The sequence below is a fragment of the Actinomadura sp. NAK00032 genome (genome assembly GCF_013364275.1).
Taxonomy (GTDB): Bacteria; Actinomycetota; Actinomycetes; order Streptosporangiales; family Streptosporangiaceae; genus Spirillospora.
Window position 1 is genome coordinate 275244 of sequence record NZ_CP054932.1, and the last position, 17434, is coordinate 292677.

At 67.0% G+C, this 17434-nt stretch carries 16 protein-coding genes and 1 pseudogene; 5 read left to right on the forward strand and 12 right to left on the reverse strand.

The genetic code is table 11. From position 1 onward, the window contains the following. Nucleotides 1-163 precede the first annotated feature (163 nt). The 5 genes from HUT06_RS01395 to HUT06_RS01415 form a co-directional block, all read right to left on the reverse strand. Entirely contained in the window at nucleotides 164-358 is a 195-nt protein-coding gene (locus tag HUT06_RS01395; RefSeq protein ID WP_176194020.1) for a DUF397 domain-containing protein, read from the reverse strand. Between the two features lie 145 nt (nucleotides 359-503). After that, nucleotides 504-1496: a hypothetical protein gene (locus HUT06_RS01400; protein WP_176194021.1), complete on the reverse strand. Its 993-nt coding sequence runs from the start codon at nucleotides 1494-1496 to the stop codon at nucleotides 504-506. 75 nt (nucleotides 1497-1571) lie between these two features. Beyond that, nucleotides 1572-2177 (reverse strand): hypothetical protein, encoded by a 606-nt coding sequence (locus HUT06_RS01405; RefSeq protein WP_176194022.1) that lies wholly within the window; start codon nucleotides 2175-2177, stop codon nucleotides 1572-1574. A 133-nt stretch (nucleotides 2178-2310) separates the two neighbouring features. Beyond that, nucleotides 2311-4398 (reverse strand): HEAT repeat domain-containing protein, encoded by a 2088-nt coding sequence (locus HUT06_RS01410; protein ID WP_176194023.1) that lies wholly within the window; start codon nucleotides 4396-4398, stop codon nucleotides 2311-2313. Nucleotides 4399-4524: 126 nt separating this feature from the next. After that, on the reverse strand, nucleotides 4525-5094 hold the full coding sequence (locus HUT06_RS01415; RefSeq protein WP_176194024.1) for a TetR/AcrR family transcriptional regulator: 570 nt from the start codon (nucleotides 5092-5094) through the stop codon (nucleotides 4525-4527). Nucleotides 5095-5197: 103 nt separating this feature from the next. On the opposite strand from HUT06_RS01415, the gene HUT06_RS01420 reads away from it, so the two are divergent. Further along, on the forward strand, nucleotides 5198-5794 hold the full coding sequence (locus HUT06_RS01420) for a dihydrofolate reductase family protein (protein WP_176194025.1): 597 nt from the start codon (nucleotides 5198-5200) through the stop codon (nucleotides 5792-5794). A gap of 259 nt (nucleotides 5795-6053) precedes the next feature. Here the strand turns inward: HUT06_RS01420 and HUT06_RS01425 are convergent, their stop codons facing one another. From HUT06_RS01425 to HUT06_RS01445, 5 genes are all read right to left on the reverse strand, one after another. After that, the gene (locus tag HUT06_RS01425) at nucleotides 6054-6884 is read right to left on the reverse strand and encodes a hypothetical protein (protein WP_176194026.1); all 831 of its coding nucleotides are present in this window, start codon (nucleotides 6882-6884) and stop codon (nucleotides 6054-6056) included. Beyond that, nucleotides 6881-8032 carry an SMI1/KNR4 family protein gene (locus HUT06_RS01430; RefSeq protein WP_176194027.1) on the reverse strand — a complete coding sequence of 384 codons (1152 nt, stop codon included), beginning with the start codon at nucleotides 8030-8032 and terminating at the stop codon, nucleotides 6881-6883. Before HUT06_RS01430 ends, HUT06_RS01425 begins: the two co-directional genes overlap by 4 nt. Nucleotides 8033-8146: 114 nt before the next feature. Further along, on the reverse strand, nucleotides 8147-9298 hold the full coding sequence (locus tag HUT06_RS01435) for a serine hydrolase (RefSeq protein ID WP_176194028.1): 1152 nt from the start codon (nucleotides 9296-9298) through the stop codon (nucleotides 8147-8149). A 139-nt stretch (nucleotides 9299-9437) separates the two neighbouring features. Beyond that, nucleotides 9438-9632: a DUF397 domain-containing protein gene (locus tag HUT06_RS01440; RefSeq protein WP_176194029.1), complete on the reverse strand. Its 195-nt coding sequence runs from the start codon at nucleotides 9630-9632 to the stop codon at nucleotides 9438-9440. Further along, nucleotides 9623-9913 (reverse strand): Scr1 family TA system antitoxin-like transcriptional regulator, encoded by a 291-nt coding sequence (locus HUT06_RS01445; RefSeq protein WP_176194030.1) that lies wholly within the window; start codon nucleotides 9911-9913, stop codon nucleotides 9623-9625. The genes HUT06_RS01440 and HUT06_RS01445 overlap by 10 nt, the downstream gene beginning before the upstream one ends. 42 nt (nucleotides 9914-9955) lie before the next feature. Between HUT06_RS01445 and HUT06_RS01450 the strand changes: the two genes are divergently transcribed. Together HUT06_RS01450 and HUT06_RS01455 are read left to right on the forward strand one after the other, a co-directional pair. Next, nucleotides 9956-10255 carry an ATP-binding protein gene (locus HUT06_RS01450; protein ID WP_176194031.1) on the forward strand — a complete coding sequence of 100 codons (300 nt, stop codon included), beginning with the start codon at nucleotides 9956-9958 and terminating at the stop codon, nucleotides 10253-10255. A gap of 361 nt (nucleotides 10256-10616) precedes the next feature. Then, nucleotides 10617-11462: a helix-turn-helix transcriptional regulator gene (locus HUT06_RS01455; RefSeq protein ID WP_176194032.1), complete on the forward strand. Its 846-nt coding sequence runs from the start codon at nucleotides 10617-10619 to the stop codon at nucleotides 11460-11462. On the opposite strand, the gene HUT06_RS01460 is transcribed toward HUT06_RS01455, so the two are convergent. Beyond that, nucleotides 11349-12545 (reverse strand): MFS transporter, encoded by a 1197-nt coding sequence (locus HUT06_RS01460; protein WP_176194033.1) that lies wholly within the window; start codon nucleotides 12543-12545, stop codon nucleotides 11349-11351. The genes HUT06_RS01455 and HUT06_RS01460 overlap by 114 nt on opposite strands. A gap of 660 nt (nucleotides 12546-13205) precedes the next feature. Between HUT06_RS01460 and HUT06_RS01465 the strand changes: the two are divergent. After that, a pseudogene (locus HUT06_RS01465) lies at nucleotides 13206-13959 on the forward strand (transposase family protein); the annotation flags it as partial. Between the two features lie 244 nt (nucleotides 13960-14203). Beyond that, nucleotides 14204-14638, forward strand: coding sequence for a hypothetical protein (locus HUT06_RS01470; RefSeq protein ID WP_176194034.1), 435 nt, complete (start codon nucleotides 14204-14206; stop codon nucleotides 14636-14638). 112 nt (nucleotides 14639-14750) lie between these two features. Here HUT06_RS01470 and HUT06_RS01475 read toward each other — a convergent pair whose 3' ends face one another. Beyond that, nucleotides 14751-16934 (reverse strand): tetratricopeptide repeat protein, encoded by a 2184-nt coding sequence (locus HUT06_RS01475; RefSeq protein WP_176194035.1) that lies wholly within the window; start codon nucleotides 16932-16934, stop codon nucleotides 14751-14753. Between the last annotated feature and the right edge of the window lie 500 nt (nucleotides 16935-17434).

Sequence of the window (17434 nt, forward strand, 5' to 3'; positions counted from 1 at the left end):
CCGGCCAGAAACGACTGTGGCCGTGGACGTAACCCTCGCCGCCGTTGCTGTGGGGTCGGCTTGCCTTGCGTCGGCGAGGTTTTCGAGAGGCATCAGGTCGGTGTCGGACGCGCGGCTGGGCTTTTCAGCGGGCATGTCCGCTCGGGTGGTGCCGCCCCGGTGGTCAGTGGATGTCGGCGGCGGACTGGACGGCCGTGCGCAGGGCCGCGCGGGTCAGCAGGAGGACGGGCCCGTCCGGGTTCTTGCTGTCCCGCACCGCCACCACCGACGCACCGGCCACGTCCGCCAGCTCTACGCAGTTGCCGCCGTTTTCGCCACTGCGGCTTGCCTTGCGCCAGGTGGCGTTGCTCAGGTCCATTTCTCCAATGCCTCTCTCATCATGTCCCGGGACATGTCTTTGGGGAGGGCCCTCGCCACCTGTGCCCGCTGGACGCCCATTGTTGCGGACGATCTGATTGTGACGCGGCGGCGATCGGTCTGACCGGTGAGCTTTTGCCGGTGGCTTAAACCGCGTAAGGGTCCCAGTGGGCGGCGTAGCGCAGCAGTGAGTGAGCCAGATCCTGGTGGGCCGCCGCCCACCGGGTATCGAAGATGAACCACTGATCGAACCCGAAGAAGCCGTCAATGTACCGGGCGACCTGCGCAATGTGCGCGTCCAGCCGAACCAGGGACTCGGCGGGCCGCGCCGAGCCGAGCATGTCGAGCATCTCGCGGTGAATCGCCTCATGCGCGAGCGCCTGGCCGATGCTGGGGGGCGACGGTGCGTATCCGCGAAGCCGGGCGTAACGCTCCATCGCCGGGCCGATGCCGTCCTCCCCGGGACCGACCAGCGCCCGCAGCAGCTGCGCGTCGTGGGGCCATCCGTGAGTGCCGGGGCCGTCAATATCCCGCAATCGGACGGCGAGATCCGGCAGGCTCAGACCGGGGAAGGCCAGGGCGCCGGCCAGATCCAGGTTTCGATGGGCATCGGGCGATTCCCAGCACAGGCGGACTGAGAAGACCGACTCGGCCCCCGGTGGGGCAAGCCGGACGGTACGAACCGGCACGTCGGCGCTGAAGACCGCACCGGACGTGTCGGAGTCTGTAGGGAGAGGCCAGGTGTCGTGCAGCAGGAACGCGAGCCGATCAGGTGAAGCGGCTGCGGCCTCATCAGCGATGAAGTAGTAGGCGAGGTCCACCTCGTCGTCATCGGTGCGCACTCTCAGGGCAAGCTCGCCGAGCCGGATGAAATCGGCATCCCCCTCAACCCACAGATGCTCGTGCAGCAACTCGCGCAACTCGTCCACGCTCTGCGGCGGTGGCAGGTTCCGTTCCCGGGCCTCATCGAAGATCGAGTCGAGGCCGTAGACATCGCCGCCCAGCTCGCTCTCGATCCATGCTCCCGGGTCGTCGCTGTTCCAGCCGCGGCGAAACCAACCGAGCACAGTGGCGTCGGACACCGTGACCACTCGCTTACTGAATGGCGATTCCTCTCGCCACCGGGACACGAAATACACGCGCCCGACAGTACCGCGCCCTTGGTCCCATCAGGAGGGCCAGGAACCGGCCCCCACGGGACGGGGCGTGACGGTTCACGAGTCCCTAGCCGGTGGCGACGAGCGACGGTAATCCTCAACGAACGCAACGAAACTGACCAGGGGGCGATCGATCATTACGGGACTGAACACGAACTCCCATCCGAATCTGTTCCGGCCCAACCGGAGCCCTCGTTCGAGCGACGAGGCCGTCCGGGCAATATTTCCCAGGCCCGCACCGGGGAACAGACCGTCGATGGCGGCGATCGGCCGTAAGAACCAGCGCATGCGCTCTTCGGCCACGATTCGATCGGCCGGCATCATCGAAGCCACGTAGCGGTCGTACCTGGCGAGTCTTATGCCAAGGAGTTCGGTGGACGCCTTCATCACCCCGACCGCCTGGACGTCCTCCCAGGGGATCAGCCCCCCGTTCACCTCGATCCCCAGAGGAGTCAACGTGAGTGACACGAATCGTCGCCGGGCCATGATCAGCATGGCGGACGTCGTCCCGCCGCCGAAAAAGATCACCGTCACCAGGCCGAACGCGATCGCGCCCGAATCGCCATAAACGACCGCCGCCAGGCCGAAGGCACTGAACCCGAGGGCGCCGGCCAGCACCATCCCCAGAAGCCACGGCCGCGGACGGATTTCGACTCTCTCCATGTCACCCCTCCGGACCGTCACCCGGCAACCAGCCAGAGACTGAGGACGACACGATCATGGCATGTGCCTCTCTCGCGGGCACTGACGCACATGACGGTCATGGAGAGAAACGGCTTCGCGGCCGGCTGAGGCGTTAGTTCGCGGTCAGCCGTCCGATGAGGGTGCGGCTGATCTCTTGCAGCTTCTCGTCGTTGCCGATGCTGTTGTATCTGCCGCGGCGCTGAGCGTGGTGCAGTTCAGAGCGGAGTTGGGGCAGGGCGGGTCGTGCGGCCGGGCCCATGCGGTCCAGACATGCAACGGCATGGTCGGCGGTCGAAGGGTTCTGTGCCCAGGCTTGGAGAAGCGTGTCCAGCACGGCGGCGGCCTCGGCGTCGCCGCCGATGTCCCAGAGGGCGGTCGCGCACGGAACCCGGACCCACTCGTAGCCGTGGCTCAACAGACCCCGCAGACGAGGCAGTGCCTCCTCCGCGCGAGGGCCGATCTCGGCGAGTACGTCGGCCGCCGCGCTGATCCGGAACGGGATGGAGTCGTCGAGCAGGCCGAGCAGCGGCCGCATGACTTCGTCCGGGTCGCCGGTTATGGCCCATAGCGCGGCAATGGCGGCGGGACGCACATGTGCGTCGGAGGCCGTGATCAGGAGCCGGGCCGTTCGCAGAGCGGGGGCCGCCGACGGGCCGAAAGCCCTCAACGCCTCCAAGGCCGAGCACGTGACCGACCACAGCTCATGAGCCACCGCCTCAGCGAGGGTCTCGGTGATCACATCGATGGCGCTGTCGTCGGCGAGGGCGGCCAGGGCCGCCAGGTCGGAACGCGCGCTCATCTCCCACAGCGCCTGGGTGAGGTCGAGACTTCTCAGGTGGCCGCCCAGGCGGGGTACCAGCTGGTCGGCGGCCTGCGGCAGTGCTCCAGCGACCTGCACGGCCCGCCAGGCGTCGTCGCCGGTGTCCAGGGCCGTGAGGACGCTCGGCAGCGCTCGCGGATCACCGAGACGGGCAAGCGCCTGGACGGCCTCTTGATGACTCCTGCGCAGGTGCGGCTGCGGGGTGCACCAGACATCTGGCCCGTACGTGGCGTACTGCGCGGCGACGTGCGCTGCCAGTGCCTCGCGGGCCGGTTCGGCGATCGCATGGCAGGCGTTCAACGTGGCCGCCGCCTCAGCGGCAACTTGGGCGTGGGACGCGCTGAGGTGTTCTGCGACGAGGCTGACGAGCCGTGCGTGGTCCCCGCGCCAGGACTTCATGAGGTCGGCGCTCATCCGGATGGCGTCCAGGCGGGAGCCGGGATCGCGGCTGCGCAGTTGCTCGGCGAGAAGCGTCGTACGCTGCGAAACCCTTGCTGCCAAGGTCCAGTGGAAGCTGCGCAGCAGATCCGTGGTTGGCGAAAAGACCTGACGGTGACGTTCGAGATCCTCGAACGCGGCCGCGATCTGCGGCGGCGCTCCGTCTCCAGAGGCCGCGGGGCCCGCTGGGCGAGGCGGGTCGCACCATGCTTCGGCCGGTACCGCGGCAGCGTCCAGCTCGCGCAGCAGGCCGACCGCGGTCGCGATGGTGTCATCGCCGATCTGCTCGGGCGCGCACCGAGCCCGCTGGACCACGGCCGCGAGCCTGGTCTGAGGTGTTGCCGCCGAGTCGGCGGCGAGCTCGGTGAACCACGTCATCGCCTGAACCTGGGCGCGCTCCGGCAGACGCAGGGCCAGGGCCCCCATCGCTTCAACGATCAGCAGTTGCTCGACAACGCCCGGCTCGGCCGGCAGCCGACCACGCAGCACCGCAGAAGCCCGGTCGACGTCGTCCATGAACAACCCGAGCGCGGGGATCGCAGCTCGGCGCACGCGGACATTGGGATCGCGGCTGAACCCGATGAGCGTCTCAATACGGCCGCGCATGGCCGCGACCGCGGCAAGCTGAGCTTCAGAGCCGCCGTACGGTCCGTCACAGTGATCGAGGGCTTGCGATCCGATGCTGACCAGCAACCCGACCACGTCGGCCCGGCCGGGCGTCGTGACGTCATCGGCCAGCTCGAACAGGAACGGAAGGCTCGCCGTCGTGCACGGGTACACATCGCCCTGGTGATGGACCGCGCCGTAGAACCTACTGAGAGCCTTCTCCCGCTCCTCTGCGTCCGGGGAGCGCAGCGCCAGCAGGAGGCCCGGGACCTCCTCGGCCGAGCCGTACGCATGCTCCATCGACGACCAGTCGATGTCGTGAAGTCCGCTGAACATATGCGGCACTATGCCCGCCCACACCGACACGGCGCCGCAGAAAGCCGGGGGCGCCGGTGAAGTGGCTCCGGCCTTGCCCGTCACGTCGTGCACTGGGGACACGGAGCGAGACGTTCGTCGGCGAGGTCAAGGGAGGAGGCGGTTCACCATCTGCTCGATGAGGTCGTCGGTCGAGTAGGGCTCCAGGAGGGCGGGGGCGGTGAGGTCGTCCACGAGCAGTCCGGCCATGGCGAAGTAGAGCAGGGCGACGCCGGTGCGGTCGCCTGGCAGGCCCGCGTTCACGTGGTAGTCGACGATCTCGCGGTGCTCCTCGGTGAGGAATCCGCTGAGCTCGGCGTTCAGGTCGGCGCGGCGGGTGGCCTCCAGGCGCAGTTCGAGCATGGCGAGGTTGCCGGCGCGGTCGCCGCGCATCCGGGCCAGCAACTGCCGCATCAGCTCGGTGACCAGTTCGTGCGACGGCGCCTGCTTCATGGTCTCGGCGAGCGCCTCGGGATCGGGGGTGAGGCGCTCGCGGGTGCGGCGCATCACCTGGGCGAGCAGCTCGTCCCGGTTGGCGAAGTAGTTGGAGGCCGTGCCGGTGGGCACGCCCGCCTGCTTGTCGATCGCGCGCAGCGTCAGACCGCGCGAGCCCTCCCGGGCCAGGACGTCGATGGCGGCGTCGAGGAGCGCGTTGCGCCGAGTCGGGTTCTGCCGCATGGAGCCTCCACGGAGGACGATTGACACCACTGCAAGTGCAGTACTAAAGTTCAGATCACTTCAATCACAGTACTACGACTGCAGTGCTCGGAAGGGCGTCTCCATGCGAAAGCTCGTCTACTACATCGCCACCACCCTCGACGGCTTCATCGCCGGACCGGACGGCGCCGACCCCACCGGCCCGGACGGCTTCTGGCCCATCCCCGCCGACTACATCGAGCACCTCGTGGCCAACTACCCCGAGACCCTCCCCGGACCGGCGCGGACGGCGCTGTCGGTCACCGCCGAGGGCACCTGCTTCGACACCGTCCTGGAAGGACGTCGCAGCTACGAGATCGGGTTGAAGGCCGGGATCGCCGACGCATACCCGCACCTGCGGCACCTGGTCTTCTCCCGGACCCTCACCGAGAGCCCCGCCCCGGCCGTCGAGCTCGTCGCCACCGACCCCGCAGAGAAGGTCCGGGAGCTCAAGCGTCAGGACGGCAAGGACATCTGGCTCGTCGGCGGTGGTGAACTCGCCGGCGCCCTGTACGGCGAGATCGACCGGCTCATCCTGAAGGTCGGCCCGCTGACCATCGGCACCGGCATCCCCCTCTTCTCCCGCACGGCCGCCTTCGACCCGCGCACCTGGGAACTGACCGACCACACCGTGCTCGCCAGCGGCGCCGCCTTCCTCACCTACGACCGCCCCGCCGAGTAAGCCCGAAGTACTGCTCACGGGTCCGGGGCCAGGCGATGCCGCCGGGATGGTCCAGCCGGACGCGGTCGCCGGTGGATGACACGGTCAGGCCGAAGCCCTCCTCCCACGGAAATCGGGCCACACCATGGCCACACAGGAGAGCCGGCTCCGTGGCCGGCTCCGTGACCGTGACCGTGACCGTGGCCGTGACGGGGGGCGGGGCCGGGGCGGGAGCTCAGCGTCCCGGTTCTCCATCTGTTTGGCCGAGTTCAGCGACGACTCATCCCGGACCGTCGGTTGGCGGGCTCACCAGCACCTTCGGCCTCGTGCGGGGCTGGTTCCAGATCTGGAGGAGGCACCCGGACGGCTTCGCATGGAAGCGGAGGCGGTAATCCCCGTGGCCCGCGGGGAGCGGCGGCAGCGGCAGTTCGCGTCCGGCGAGTTCGCGGAGGACGGCGCGGCCAGTGTGGAACCGGCAGCTCAGTTCCGCGATCCGGTCGTAGGCGGGGGCGGGTTCCGGGGGCGTGGGGGAGATCGTCACGGCTAGGGACAGGTCGCCGTCCTGGACGGGCGGCCAGAACAGCGCCGCCCCTGGGACGGCGTCGATGAGGCCGGCCGACTCGGCGTAGGCGGGGACCGGGAGGATGTCGCCGAGCGAGCGAGCGCGGTCGAGGAGGGTGAACTGGCCCGCCCGGATGCGGAGCGTGAGGTCGAGGTGCTCCTCTGCCGCGGTGGCGCGTCGATCCGGGGCGAAGCCGGCGGGGATGCCGCCGGGGAAGCCGCGCGCGGCGATGAAGTCGGCGAGTTCCTTCTCGGTCACCTGGAGCGCGCGTTCGGTGATGCCGGGGACGTCGCCCGGTTCGGGCCGCTCGTAGGTGGCGAGCGCCAAGAAGGTGCCGCTGGCGTCCGGCTCGGGGGCTCGCCACCGGGTGACGCGGATCATTCCGCATTTCCGGCAGGCGGTGCGGTTGATGTTGATCGTCTGCCCGCCCTCGTCGGTCTCGGTCGCGGTCGCTTCCAGGCGGGTCCGGCCGGGAATGTCGTGGTCGCGGCCGCAGGCGCCGATGATCTGCTCCACCGCGACATCGTCCCGGTTCGGAAAGGGCATCATCGGCGGTCACCTCGTGGGCGGGACAGCAGGTTCCGGCGGCGTTCCGGCGTGAGGGCGGCCGTCACGGCCGGGTCTGCCAGCAGGGCGACCGGTGCGATGTGGTCGCGGGTGCGCGGGCGCCAATGGGCGAACGCGGCGTCGATGTCCCGCCAGAGGGCGTCGGGCTCGGCTCCGTGCTCGTCCACCGCGTCCCGGATCAGGCCGTCGAACTCGGGATTGCCATACGTCATGGGGCGCTCGCCGTTGCGAATGCGCGCCTGGTACGCGCCGACGAGCAGGTGAAGGTCCGGGTCGTTGCCGTTCATCGCCATCTGAAGCTGCGAGTTGCGGCCGGGCAAGGAGCACTCGGCGTGCTGGGCGAACAGCAGAGGCAGGAACTCCTCGGTGAACAGCGGATCGGCCAGAAACCCCGCGGGTACGAAGTCGGAATGCAGCAACCGCCCGAGGGAGTGCCCGGACGGACGGCCGACGAAGACCTGGAGTTGCGCGCGCAGGACAGTGGCGCGTTCGAGGCCGAAATCCTCGGCCTCGGCCAGGACCGCGTCGGCGCCGTCGGCATCACCGGCGAGGGCGTCCAGGCGAGCCTGTTCGACCTTGGCGTCCCATGAGTCGCGGGTTCCGCCTTCCGGTTTGCGCATGCGATGGAACTCGGCGTAGAGGTCCTCCATCAACGCGGTGAAGGAGGCGAACCGCTCAGGCGGTTCGGCCCTCCAGGAGAACAGGCTGTAGGCGGCCCATTCGCCCGAGTCGTCGACGCTGCCGGGGTCCAGGAACAAGATTCCGGCATCGGCCTCTCTGGAGATCAGCAGCCCGCGGCTGAGGCAGGTGCCCTCCCGCTCGTCCTCGCAGAGTTCCGCCCAGCCGTCATCCCAGTAAGGCTCGAGGTCGCGGAGCCACCCGATGTCGGAGGTGTCGCGCATCCGCCAGACGAACATCCCGGCATCGCGCCAGCCGTCCGTCGTCAGGAGGAACTCCCGGTAGGCCGGTGGCAGCCGCACGCCGATCCGCGCCTCGGCCGCCGCGACGGCCTGCTCAGCGGCAGGGGCGAAACCGAGCCAGCGAGTGCGCGCTACTTCCGGGTCGGCTTCGGGGCCGGCGCTCCGCACCCATTCATCACTCCAGCGTCTCAGCCAGGGTCGCCATTCCATGCAGGCATGCTGCCGACCGCCTCGGACATTCCCGGACCGGCGTCATGAGGAGTCCCGAAGCCACGGCGGCGCACGCCTGGATGGCGGTTGAGGGTCCACCGCGTGGCGCGGGCGTCAGCAGAACACCTTGCCGGCGAGGGCGTAGAGCTCGTCGGTCGAGGGCGGCGCGGAGCCGAGGTTGACCGACAGGTTCATCTGCCGTCCGTCGTCGGAGCGGAGCGCGTAGGTGGTGTAGCCGATGAGCTGACCGCTGTGCCCGATCATGCGCTTGCCGCAGGGCAGCGCGTACTCCTGGAGCCCGAGCCCGTAGGAGAACCCGGCGTTGGTGGGGTGCACGGTGCGCATCGCGGCGAGCGTCGCGGGGGACAGCAGCCGCCCGCCGAGCAGTCCGTCGAGGAACCGGCCGAGGTCCCGGGTGGTGGAGATCATCTCGCCCGCCGCCCAGTCGAGGGAGGGGTTCATGCGGGTGGCGTCCACGGTTCGCCCGTCGGGCAGCTGCACGTAGCCGTGCGCGTGCGGGCGGGGCAGGCCGGGGCGGTTGCCGGGAACGATCGTCTGGGTCAGCCGGAGCGGGCGCAGGACACGCCGCTCCACCTCCTTGCCGTACGGCCGCCCGGTCAGCCGCTCGATCAACCGCCCTACGACCACGTAGTTGGTGTTGGAGTACTTCCAGGTGACGTCCGGGGGATTGTGGGCGGGGGTGCGGAACGCCTGCGCCAGGAGCTGGTCGGGCTTGTAGCTGCGGAACCGTTCCGCCCCGCGCCAGCGGTTGGTGGACCATCCAGGGTCGCTCATGTAGTCGCGAAGCAGGCTGGTGTGCTGGAGGACCTGCCGCACCGTGATCCGCTCCCCGCCGGGGACGACGCCGGGCAGGTGCTCGGCCACGGGGTCGTCGAGCCGCAGCCGTCCCTCGTCGACGAGTTGCAGCAGGACGGTCGCCGCGAACGTCTTGGTGACGCTGCCGATCCGGAAGTACCCGGCCGGATCGGCGGGCCGCCCGGTCCGGACGTCGGACACGCCCGCCGCGCCGGACCACTCGCCGCCGTCCGCGGTCCGCACGCGGAGCAGGACGGCCGTGGCCGCCTTGGATTTCACCAGCTCGTTCAACGTCTCCTGGAAGCCTTCCGAGGCCGAACGGGTGAGGCTCGACTGGGGCTGCGCCGTATGCGCGTCGGGAGCGGCGCGGACGACCGTGACCGCGGCAAAGGCCGCCGCCGCCGTCACGCTGGAGACCGCGAACGCCGTCCATCTGGAAAATTTGATCATGAGTGGACGCTACGGAATCGGACCCGTCGCGACCCATGGGGACGGCCGCCCGGCCCTCCTGTGGAAACCCGCACCCACCGCGCTGCGGATCGCCCCTCGGAGACGCTCGGTGGTCAGGGGCGGCCGGGGGGCCGAGTGGTCAGTGGGTGTCGGCGGCGGACTGGACGGCCGTGCGCAGGGCCGTGCGGGTCAGCAGGAGGACGGGGCCGTCCGGGTCCTTGCTGTCCCGCACCGCCACGGCCGACGCACCAGCCACGTCGGCCAGCTCGACGCAGTCCCCGCCGTTTTCGCCACTGCGGCTTGCCTTGCGCCAGGTGGCGTTACTCAGGTCCATTTCTCCAGTGCTTTTCTCAGCATGTCCTGGGACATGTCTTCGGGGAGGGCCCTCGCTCGCATCTCTCGGAGCGTTTCGGAGAGTTTGGCGAGGTCCGAGGGGTCGTCGGTCGTGATGCCTCGTACCGTCGTCTCCATGTAAGAGACCTCGCTCCGGTCCTCCATGCTAGCCACCACGAACGCGCCGCCTGTGCCTGCTGGACGTCCATTGTTGCGGACGATTTGCATGGTGACATTGGGTAGCTCGCTGAGGGCGATCTGGTGCTCGATCTGTTCCCGCATCACTTCGGGCGAAGTCTGCAGCAGACCGGGAACGATCGTGTGTTGCCAGGTGATCAGTTCTGCGGCTTGGTGGCCAGCGAACTGGTCACCAACGCGCTCCAGCACGCGGCGTCCGACACCGACGAGGCCGTGGTCCTGCGGTTGAGCCGAACCGAGGACGACGCGTTGTGGATGGAGGTCCAGGACGCCGCCTGCGGCCTCCCGCACATGCTGGCGCCCGACACGACGAGCGAGACGGGCCGCGGCCTGTTCATCGTCGACCAGTACGCCCCCTGCTGGGGCATCCGCGCCCTGGCTGGCGACGTCGGCAAGGTCGTCTTCGCGGTCATCGACCGAACCTGAAGATCAGCGGAGGGGCGTGCCCTCCTGTCCCGCCCCTCCGCGTTCAGTTCCGTAGCTCGTCAGATATGGCGAGGCCCGTGCCCCGGCTGCAGAAGAAAAGTCAAGGCGTAGTTCTGCCATCAACAAGTGGCTTGTCGAGGCCCCGCTCCTTCGTCCGATACGGCATCACAGAGCGCATCCGATTGCGTCACTCCTGAGGCGCTATCCAGGACGCGCGGGAATAGGCCGCCGTCTGGCCTGCGCTTCAGCTCACGTGGCGAACATCGTGGTTGTCTCACGGGCGGACGACGTCGGCACCTCCTCGCCGGAACCGGCGTGGGCCGAACCAGCCTGGGCGGAACCGGCGTGGGAGATGTCGAGCATGGACCATGTCCAGCTGCCGGCGGGCGCAGTGCTCACAGAACCGCCGGCCCCGCTGTGGGCGCTGGTGCTGGCGGGCGAGTTCACGCTTGAGACGGCGTTCGATGAGCAGTCACTCGCCGAGGGGGACGCCGTCCTCATCGACGCCCGCACCGCTCACCGGCTCACCGCGTCGCGGCGGCACGAGGAGTCCGTCCTGGTCGTGGCGGACCTGCGCATGGCCGTCCCGGTCCGTCGGCTCCCCAGCCCGCTGGTGGTCCGCGGCTTCGGTGCCCGGCACGGCGGTGTCCTGGCGCTCGTCACGCAGTGCCCGCTCGAACGTGCGTGCCGGCCGACCCTGTTCGCCGCCAGCTACGGCAACCTGATCGGCGCGGCGATGACCACCTCCTGGCAAGAGGACCAGGGCGGCGACGCCGGTCCGCCGGACGAGGCCGTCACCGCGGTGGTGGCCGCCGTGACCGCCCGTCCGGCCGAGCCGTGGACCGTCGAGGGGATGGCCCGCCTGGTCCACCTGTCGCGTTCCGCTCTGGGCGAGCGGTTCCGCCGCGCACTCGGCCGCGGACCCGCGGAGCTGCTCCGGGAGATACGCATGCGGGAGGCGCGCCGACTGCTCGCGGACCCCTCGCGTCCGGTGGAGTACATCGCGTCCGCCGTCGGATACGGCTCCACCGCCGCCTTCAGCCGGGCGTTCTCGTCCCATCACGGTGTCGCGCCGCAGGCCTGGCGGGAGCCGTCACCCACGCGGGACGCGCAGCGCGGCGAAAAGCAGCCCGGCCGCCGCGGCGAACCCCGTGCCGAGCAGGAAGGCCGCCTGCACGCCGTCGGCGTCCAGGAGCGCGCCTCCTGACGCCGACCCCAGCGTGATCGCCACCTGGAACGCGGTGACCTGCAACGACAGGGCCGACTCGGCGCGCTCGGGCTCGACGCGGGTCACCCAGAGCTGGGTGGCGACCGGGACCATGTTGAAGGCCAGGCCCCACACGACGACCCCCGCGGCCAGCACCGGCAGGGACGGTGCGGTCGCGGTGACCAGCAGGCCGCCGGCCAGCAGCAGCGGGGCCGCGGCGACCACCGCGCGCAACCGTCCAGCGAACCGCCCGGCGGCGAGGTTGCCCGCCAGCCCGCCCACGCCCCAGACCAGCAGCAGCCACACCGTGGCGCCCGCGTCGACGTCCTCGATCGCGACCCGGATGAAGGGGTAGGCGGCGAAGTTGCCGAACGCGACCAGGACCACGCCCAGCACCCCGGCCATCAGCCGGCGGTTGGCGAGCGCCGCCCGCAGCATCGCCATTCCGGCGGCCGGGTGCGGGGGCACCGGCGGCAACGTCAGGGCCACGGCCAGGGCGGCGACGATACTGAGGGCCGCCGCGACCCCGAACACCAGCCGCCAGCCGACCGCGTCGCCGAGCAGGGACGCCAACGGGACGCCGCCGATCGTCGCGAGGGTGACGCCCAGCGCGATGGACGTTGAGACCACGCTGTCGCGTCCCGGCATGGCGCGGGTGCCGGCGCCGAACGCGAACGACCAGTACCCGGCGATCGCGGCGCCGAGGACGAGGCGGCCGAGGAGTAGGACGGCGAAACCGGGGGCGAGCGCCACCGCCAGGTTCGAGACGGCCGCCGCGACCAGGAGCCAGGTCAGGACCGTGCGCCGGTCGGTCCGGGGCAGCAGCACCGCGATGCTGGGGGCGGTGACCGCGCCCGCGACCGCGGTCGCGGCGACCGCGAGACCGGCGGTGCCCTCGCTGACCCCGAGGTCGGCGGCCATGGCGGGCAGCACGCTGGCCGGCAGGAACTCGCTGCCGACGAGCACCGCGATCCCGGCGGCGAGCGCGACGATCGGTGACCAGTTCGCCGAGCCGCCGGACCTAACGGGCGACTCGGGCGGCGCAGTGACGGTGGACGGCGTCGAGGACTGAGGCGTTGACATGCCCTACACCCTCGCCGGGTCCGCGCCACCGCAGTTGATCGCCTGACGCGCACAGTTGACCGTCTGACCGGTCTGCCGGACGCGATCGACGATGCGGCATCGCCGTCACGGGCCGGTCCAATCCAGAGCGCGGCACTCCAGTGACCTGCTCGGTGTGGGTCGCGGGTGTAGGAGGCGACCCCACCAAAGCGGACATTCCAAAATGCGACAGGGACTTCGTCCAGATCGAGATCTTGGACGAAGTCCCTGGTCAGAGTGGCGGAGGATCGGGGATTTGAACCCCGGATGGGCGTGAACCCAAACCGCATTAGCAGTTCCATTTTTGGCGTGTTATGGGGTAGTTCACGGTCCGAGCGAATCCGCATTCCCGCAGGTCAGTGTCCATGAAGTTGCCCTGCGTCACTTGTGATCCATTACAGTTCGTGCGCACCCTGTGCTCACCAACCGCCAAGGACCTCCACTGCAACAATCGTGAAGTGAGCACTCACCGTAATCGCCAGGCCGGGTCTGTCGGCAAGCAAGATTCGACCTAAGGTGCTGAGGAAATTCCAACCTGAGGCCGCAGGTCACGGGCTGGTTGCGTCCCGCGCGGCGTGAGCGACAACAAGAGAGTTCCTGGTAGATCGAGATTTGCGACGATCTTGACCACCAGGAGCTCCGATGCTGTTCTATCGCGCTGCCCTTGACCTGTCTCGCTCGGCCCGCAGCTTCGTGGCCGATCTGATCCGCAGGCATCGGCGCCGGGTCGGGTCACGGTGGCGGCGGTTGCCGCCAGACCGCCAAGCGCTGCTGGTTCTGGCGCACCTGCGCCGCAACGAGACCTTCGCCCGCCTGGCGGCGGCGTTCGGCGTCGGTGCCGCGACCGCGCACCGCTACGTCACCGAGGTGATCGAAGTGCTCGCTGAACTGGCACCCGACCTGCGGCAAGCCCCGAGGCTCGCCCAGCGCAAGGCCTACGTCAACCTGGACGGCACCCTGGTGGCCACCGACCGACTGTCGGGCGAAGGCGACCGGCTCCACTACTCGGGCAAACACCACCGACCAGGCATGAAAGTCCAGGTCCTCCCGACCCGCACGGCGAGCTGATCTGGGCGTCGCCGGCCCTGCCCGGCTCCACACATGTTCTGACCGCCGCACGCGAGCACGGCATCATCGATGCTCTGACGGCCCGGACGATCGCCTGCTACGCCGACAAGGGGTACGTCGGCGCCGGCGGCGCTGTCGGCACACCCTACAAACGCAAGAAGCATCGCAAGCTGGACAAACGCAAGAAGCTGTTCAACCAGCACCACGCCAAGGTCCGCGCCCTGGGCGAGCGAGGCGCCGCCGCTCTCAAGGGATGGCACAACCTGCGAAAGGCCCGCTGCTCACCCAGCACCTAACCGCCATCGTGCAGGCCATCCTCACCCTCCATCACCAAACCGATGAGGATGGAATCAGCTCGCTGTTGGACAGACTGCCAAGTCGACAGGAGATGACGTTCCAGCTTCGGACACAGGATCGGTTGCCGTCTTTGCAAGCATTGTAAGGAGTCGATGAGTTACGATTGGTGACGTCGCGAAGGATCACGGTATGCTTAGCGGCTGCTGTCGCGGGCGGACTCATCGGACGGAGTGCGCTCGGTGTTGAGTTTCGGCCGCACAGGGAGCGCGATAGGCATGACTGGCGATCTCATTCAGGTGGTCGAATCAGCCACCCCCTATCTGACGGCGGCGGTGAGCGCCTACGGGGGCGCGGTGCTTGCACAGGTTGAGGACAACGCTGCGGAAGCCACGGTCGGGGTCGGGCGCAGGATTCTTCAGCGGGTGTTCGGAGCCCGACGGGACGGCGAGGAACTCCCCGAAGAGTTGGCTGATGTCATCGCCCAACCGGACGATCCCGACAATGTAGCGGCGCTCCGCAAGGCGCTCCGCAAGGCGATGGAAGGCGACAGGGAGCTCGAAAGCGAAGTGCGGCAGCTTGTTGCCGAGGCGCCGTCGGCTAGTGGATTGCGGATGACTGCGATGGGTGAGCGGTCGGTTGCGGTGCAGGCCAACCTCGGGGTTATTGCGACCGGAGACGGTGGTTCCTTCACAGTGAAGAGGGACACGTAAGGATACGGTCGTCCATGAAGTCGCCTACAAGGCGCGCCCCCAACGATCGAGCAGTCGAGATAGAACTGGCAATATCTACTGTTCGCTAAACCCTGCAGTCCATCACTCGGTGCTACATCCGATTTTGCAGAGAGCGAATATCGTCGTCCATTTTGATGACGGCTGGATGACTACGGCCTAGTCTGGTTGCGGCATAATCAAGAGTCTCTTTGTAGAGTGGAATCGCTCGAGCGAAGTCTCCGGCGAGCCTGTAGGCATAAGCTAGATTGTTGCGTGAGATAAATGTGTCCTGATGCTCTACGCCAAGGACTCGAGTGCGCCCACTTAGTGCCTTCTCGTAGTAGACGATAGCGCGCTTGAGGTTGCCGACTGCCCTATACGCAAAGCCTAGCAAGTTATAGATTGTGAAAGTTGTTGGGTGGTCGACTCCAACGGTTTGGATTCGAGTTTTTAGCAGGTCGCTGTACAATGAAATGGCGCGATGCGGCTGCCCTGTGGAAACGTAAAGACTGGCAAGTCTTTCCTGTGTACTCGTCAGTTCGGCGCTCCCGGGGGCGAAGATTCCTGATGCATTACTAATCACACCCTCCAAAAGTGGAATTGCTTGGTGTGGTTCATTGATTCCGCAGAGAGCAACTGCAAGATTGTTCCTTGAAACTACTGTATCCAGGTGATCACTGCCTAGTATTCGTGCTCTGATGTCAAGAGCCTGTTCAAGATAAGGGACGGCGCTAACTGGGTCACCGCTGGTGAGGTAGATATTTCCGAGCGTCGCCAGCGAAGCGGCAGTTGCTTCGTGGTCCAAACCCAGTGTCCGCCGCCGGTCCAAAAGGATCTGACTATAGAGTGATATCGCCGTAGCTTTATCTCCGCTGATCTCATGCGCTTGGCCGAGATTCGCCCGCACGGAGAGCGTCAGAGGGTCGTCTTTGCCGAGTATGTTCGTACAGTCGGATACAACTCTGGTGAGGATCGAGATGGCAGTGGCGTGGTCCCCTCCTGCGAGAAGGGCCCGGGCGTAGTTAACCTGGTAGACCCATCCGTCTTGATTCTCTTTACTGAATCCCGAAGTCGTATTATCCAGAGCCTGCCGGAAATGTTCGATTGCTTTCGCTGAGTTTCCTGTGGCGAGTTGTATCTGCCCAAGCAAGTTTTGGATATCCGGCGAACCTATAGGGCCTCCACCGATTTGGGCCATCACTCGATGCGCCATTTCTGCATAAGAGTTCGCGTGAACCAACTGCCCTTGGCTGAGAAGAAAATGCCCGACTATCCAATAGAGCGCGGCTGTTCCAAGGGTTTCCTCGTTCGCTCCAATCTTTGAGATCAGCGAGTCGACATGCGGAATCAAACTGCGATGCCATCGTGTCTTGAAGCCCCCCAGTGGATCCTCTTCGCACATCGCCTCGCGTAGAAGATTTGCCGCGGTAGACGACGACTCAAATGTACCGTTTGCGGAGACCTGACTCGAAGCCATAACAAGTTTCTGTACGAGGCGGTGGACGTGCAACGTAGGCTCGTCCGTGTCTTCGGCCCAACGGACCAAACTGTACTTGGCAAGCAGCCCAACAGCTGTGCGCACTTTTTGTGGGGAGTCTATCCGAAAGAACAGTGAACAAGGAATTTTTTCGGGAGCAAAGAATGCCATTATGTGAAGTAGTTCTTCAGCCAGGGGATAGCCGCTGATTCTCTCCAGATTGGCCTGTAGGACTCTGGCGACTGTGTGTGCCGAGTCGTCCGATGCCGAGTAGTCGTTGAGAACATCGAGCGGAGCGACCCTCAAGTTCTCAAGATAGTGGCGCGGTTTGGCTCGGGTCTGCGCGATATTGGCTGCCGCGAGTTCGATGGCGAGTGGAAGATTGCCTAGCTCATCGCACACCACGGCAGCGTCGGCCAGGTCCTCGCTGTTCAAGGATGACCGGCCAACGATCGTGACCAACAGTTCCAGCGCGGTGCCGGGGTCTAGAACGTCGAGTTCTATCACGGAGCCGATGTGGTGCCACCCTGTGGCCTGTTGACTAGTGATGACGAATCGTCCTCGGGGCAGCCGGCTGAGCAGAGTGCGCACATCCCTAGCGGATGAGGCGTTGTCCAGAATTAGTAGCCAATCGTCATGACTTTGAAGCCAGCCCCGCGCCCACTCCGCAGCGACTTCGCTTGGCTGATCGACCATTGCCGGATCGATGCAACTCGCCAGGCGAGATAGTCCGTAATCGATCTGACTGGCGTCTTCGGCAGAAAGCTCCCAAATGGGATTGTAGATACTCCGGTATCCGAATGCCGTCTGAGTGGCCAAGGACGTCTTCCCAACGCCGCCGCATCCGGTTATCACAGCGACCGAGCCAGGGGGTCCGTCAAGTATTCCCTTCAAGCGTTCCTGCTCGTTAACTCGCCCTTGGAAGACTCGGCTAATGCCCTTGTTTGACCCGCACATATTCGGGGGAGCGGGCACCGCTGCTGGCGGCTTCAGTGCGCCTTGCGCAAGAGTGATCTGGGAGATCGAGACATTATCCCCGGTAGACACGATACCGGTGTTGTTTCCGATGAAGACGGATCGTTCGAAATTCTGATCCACACCCACCTCTAGATGGTCGTGTTGTCTCTGTGGAGACGACTTCGCCGCTGTGTGCCGACTACGGGATCCGCACCTGTTGCCCGGGCCGTTGCGCGATCCAGTTAGAAGTTCTCTAGCATCCGATCGTAGTCCTGGCCACCCCAGATAAGTTTGCATCGGACGGCTCATCTTGGCTATCGGCAGACCAGCGCGGCCCGTCCTCCAGCCCATGGTTCGACAGC

What these genes read in the sequence shown, in the direction of transcription:
- HUT06_RS01395 (WP_176194020.1), bottom strand. Translation starts at nt 358, where the DNA reads ATGGACCTGAGCAACGCCACCTGGCGCAAGGCAAGCCGCAGTGGCGAA.
- HUT06_RS01405 (WP_176194022.1), bottom strand. Translation starts at nt 2,177, where the DNA reads ATGGAGAGAGTCGAAATCCGTCCGCGGCCGTGGCTTCTGGGGATGGTG.
- HUT06_RS01410 (WP_176194023.1), bottom strand. Translation starts at nt 4,398, where the DNA reads ATGTTCAGCGGACTTCACGACATCGACTGGTCGTCGATGGAGCATGCG.
- HUT06_RS01415 (WP_176194024.1), bottom strand. Translation starts at nt 5,094, where the DNA reads ATGCGGCAGAACCCGACTCGGCGCAACGCGCTCCTCGACGCCGCCATC.
- HUT06_RS01420 (WP_176194025.1), top strand. Translation starts at nt 5,198, where the DNA reads ATGCGAAAGCTCGTCTACTACATCGCCACCACCCTCGACGGCTTCATC.
- HUT06_RS01425 (WP_176194026.1), bottom strand. Translation starts at nt 6,884, where the DNA reads ATGATGCCCTTTCCGAACCGGGACGATGTCGCGGTGGAGCAGATCATC.
- HUT06_RS01430 (WP_176194027.1), bottom strand. Translation starts at nt 8,032, where the DNA reads ATGGAATGGCGACCCTGGCTGAGACGCTGGAGTGATGAATGGGTGCGG.
- HUT06_RS01435 (WP_176194028.1), bottom strand. Translation starts at nt 9,298, where the DNA reads ATGATCAAATTTTCCAGATGGACGGCGTTCGCGGTCTCCAGCGTGACG.
- HUT06_RS01440 (WP_176194029.1), bottom strand. Translation starts at nt 9,632, where the DNA reads ATGGACCTGAGTAACGCCACCTGGCGCAAGGCAAGCCGCAGTGGCGAA.
- HUT06_RS01445 (WP_176194030.1), bottom strand. Translation starts at nt 9,913, where the DNA reads ATGCGGGAACAGATCGAGCACCAGATCGCCCTCAGCGAGCTACCCAAT.
- HUT06_RS01455 (WP_176194032.1), top strand. Translation starts at nt 10,617, where the DNA reads ATGGACCATGTCCAGCTGCCGGCGGGCGCAGTGCTCACAGAACCGCCG.
- HUT06_RS01460 (WP_176194033.1), bottom strand. Translation starts at nt 12,545, where the DNA reads ATGTCAACGCCTCAGTCCTCGACGCCGTCCACCGTCACTGCGCCGCCC.
- HUT06_RS01470 (WP_176194034.1), top strand. Translation starts at nt 14,204, where the DNA reads ATGACTGGCGATCTCATTCAGGTGGTCGAATCAGCCACCCCCTATCTG.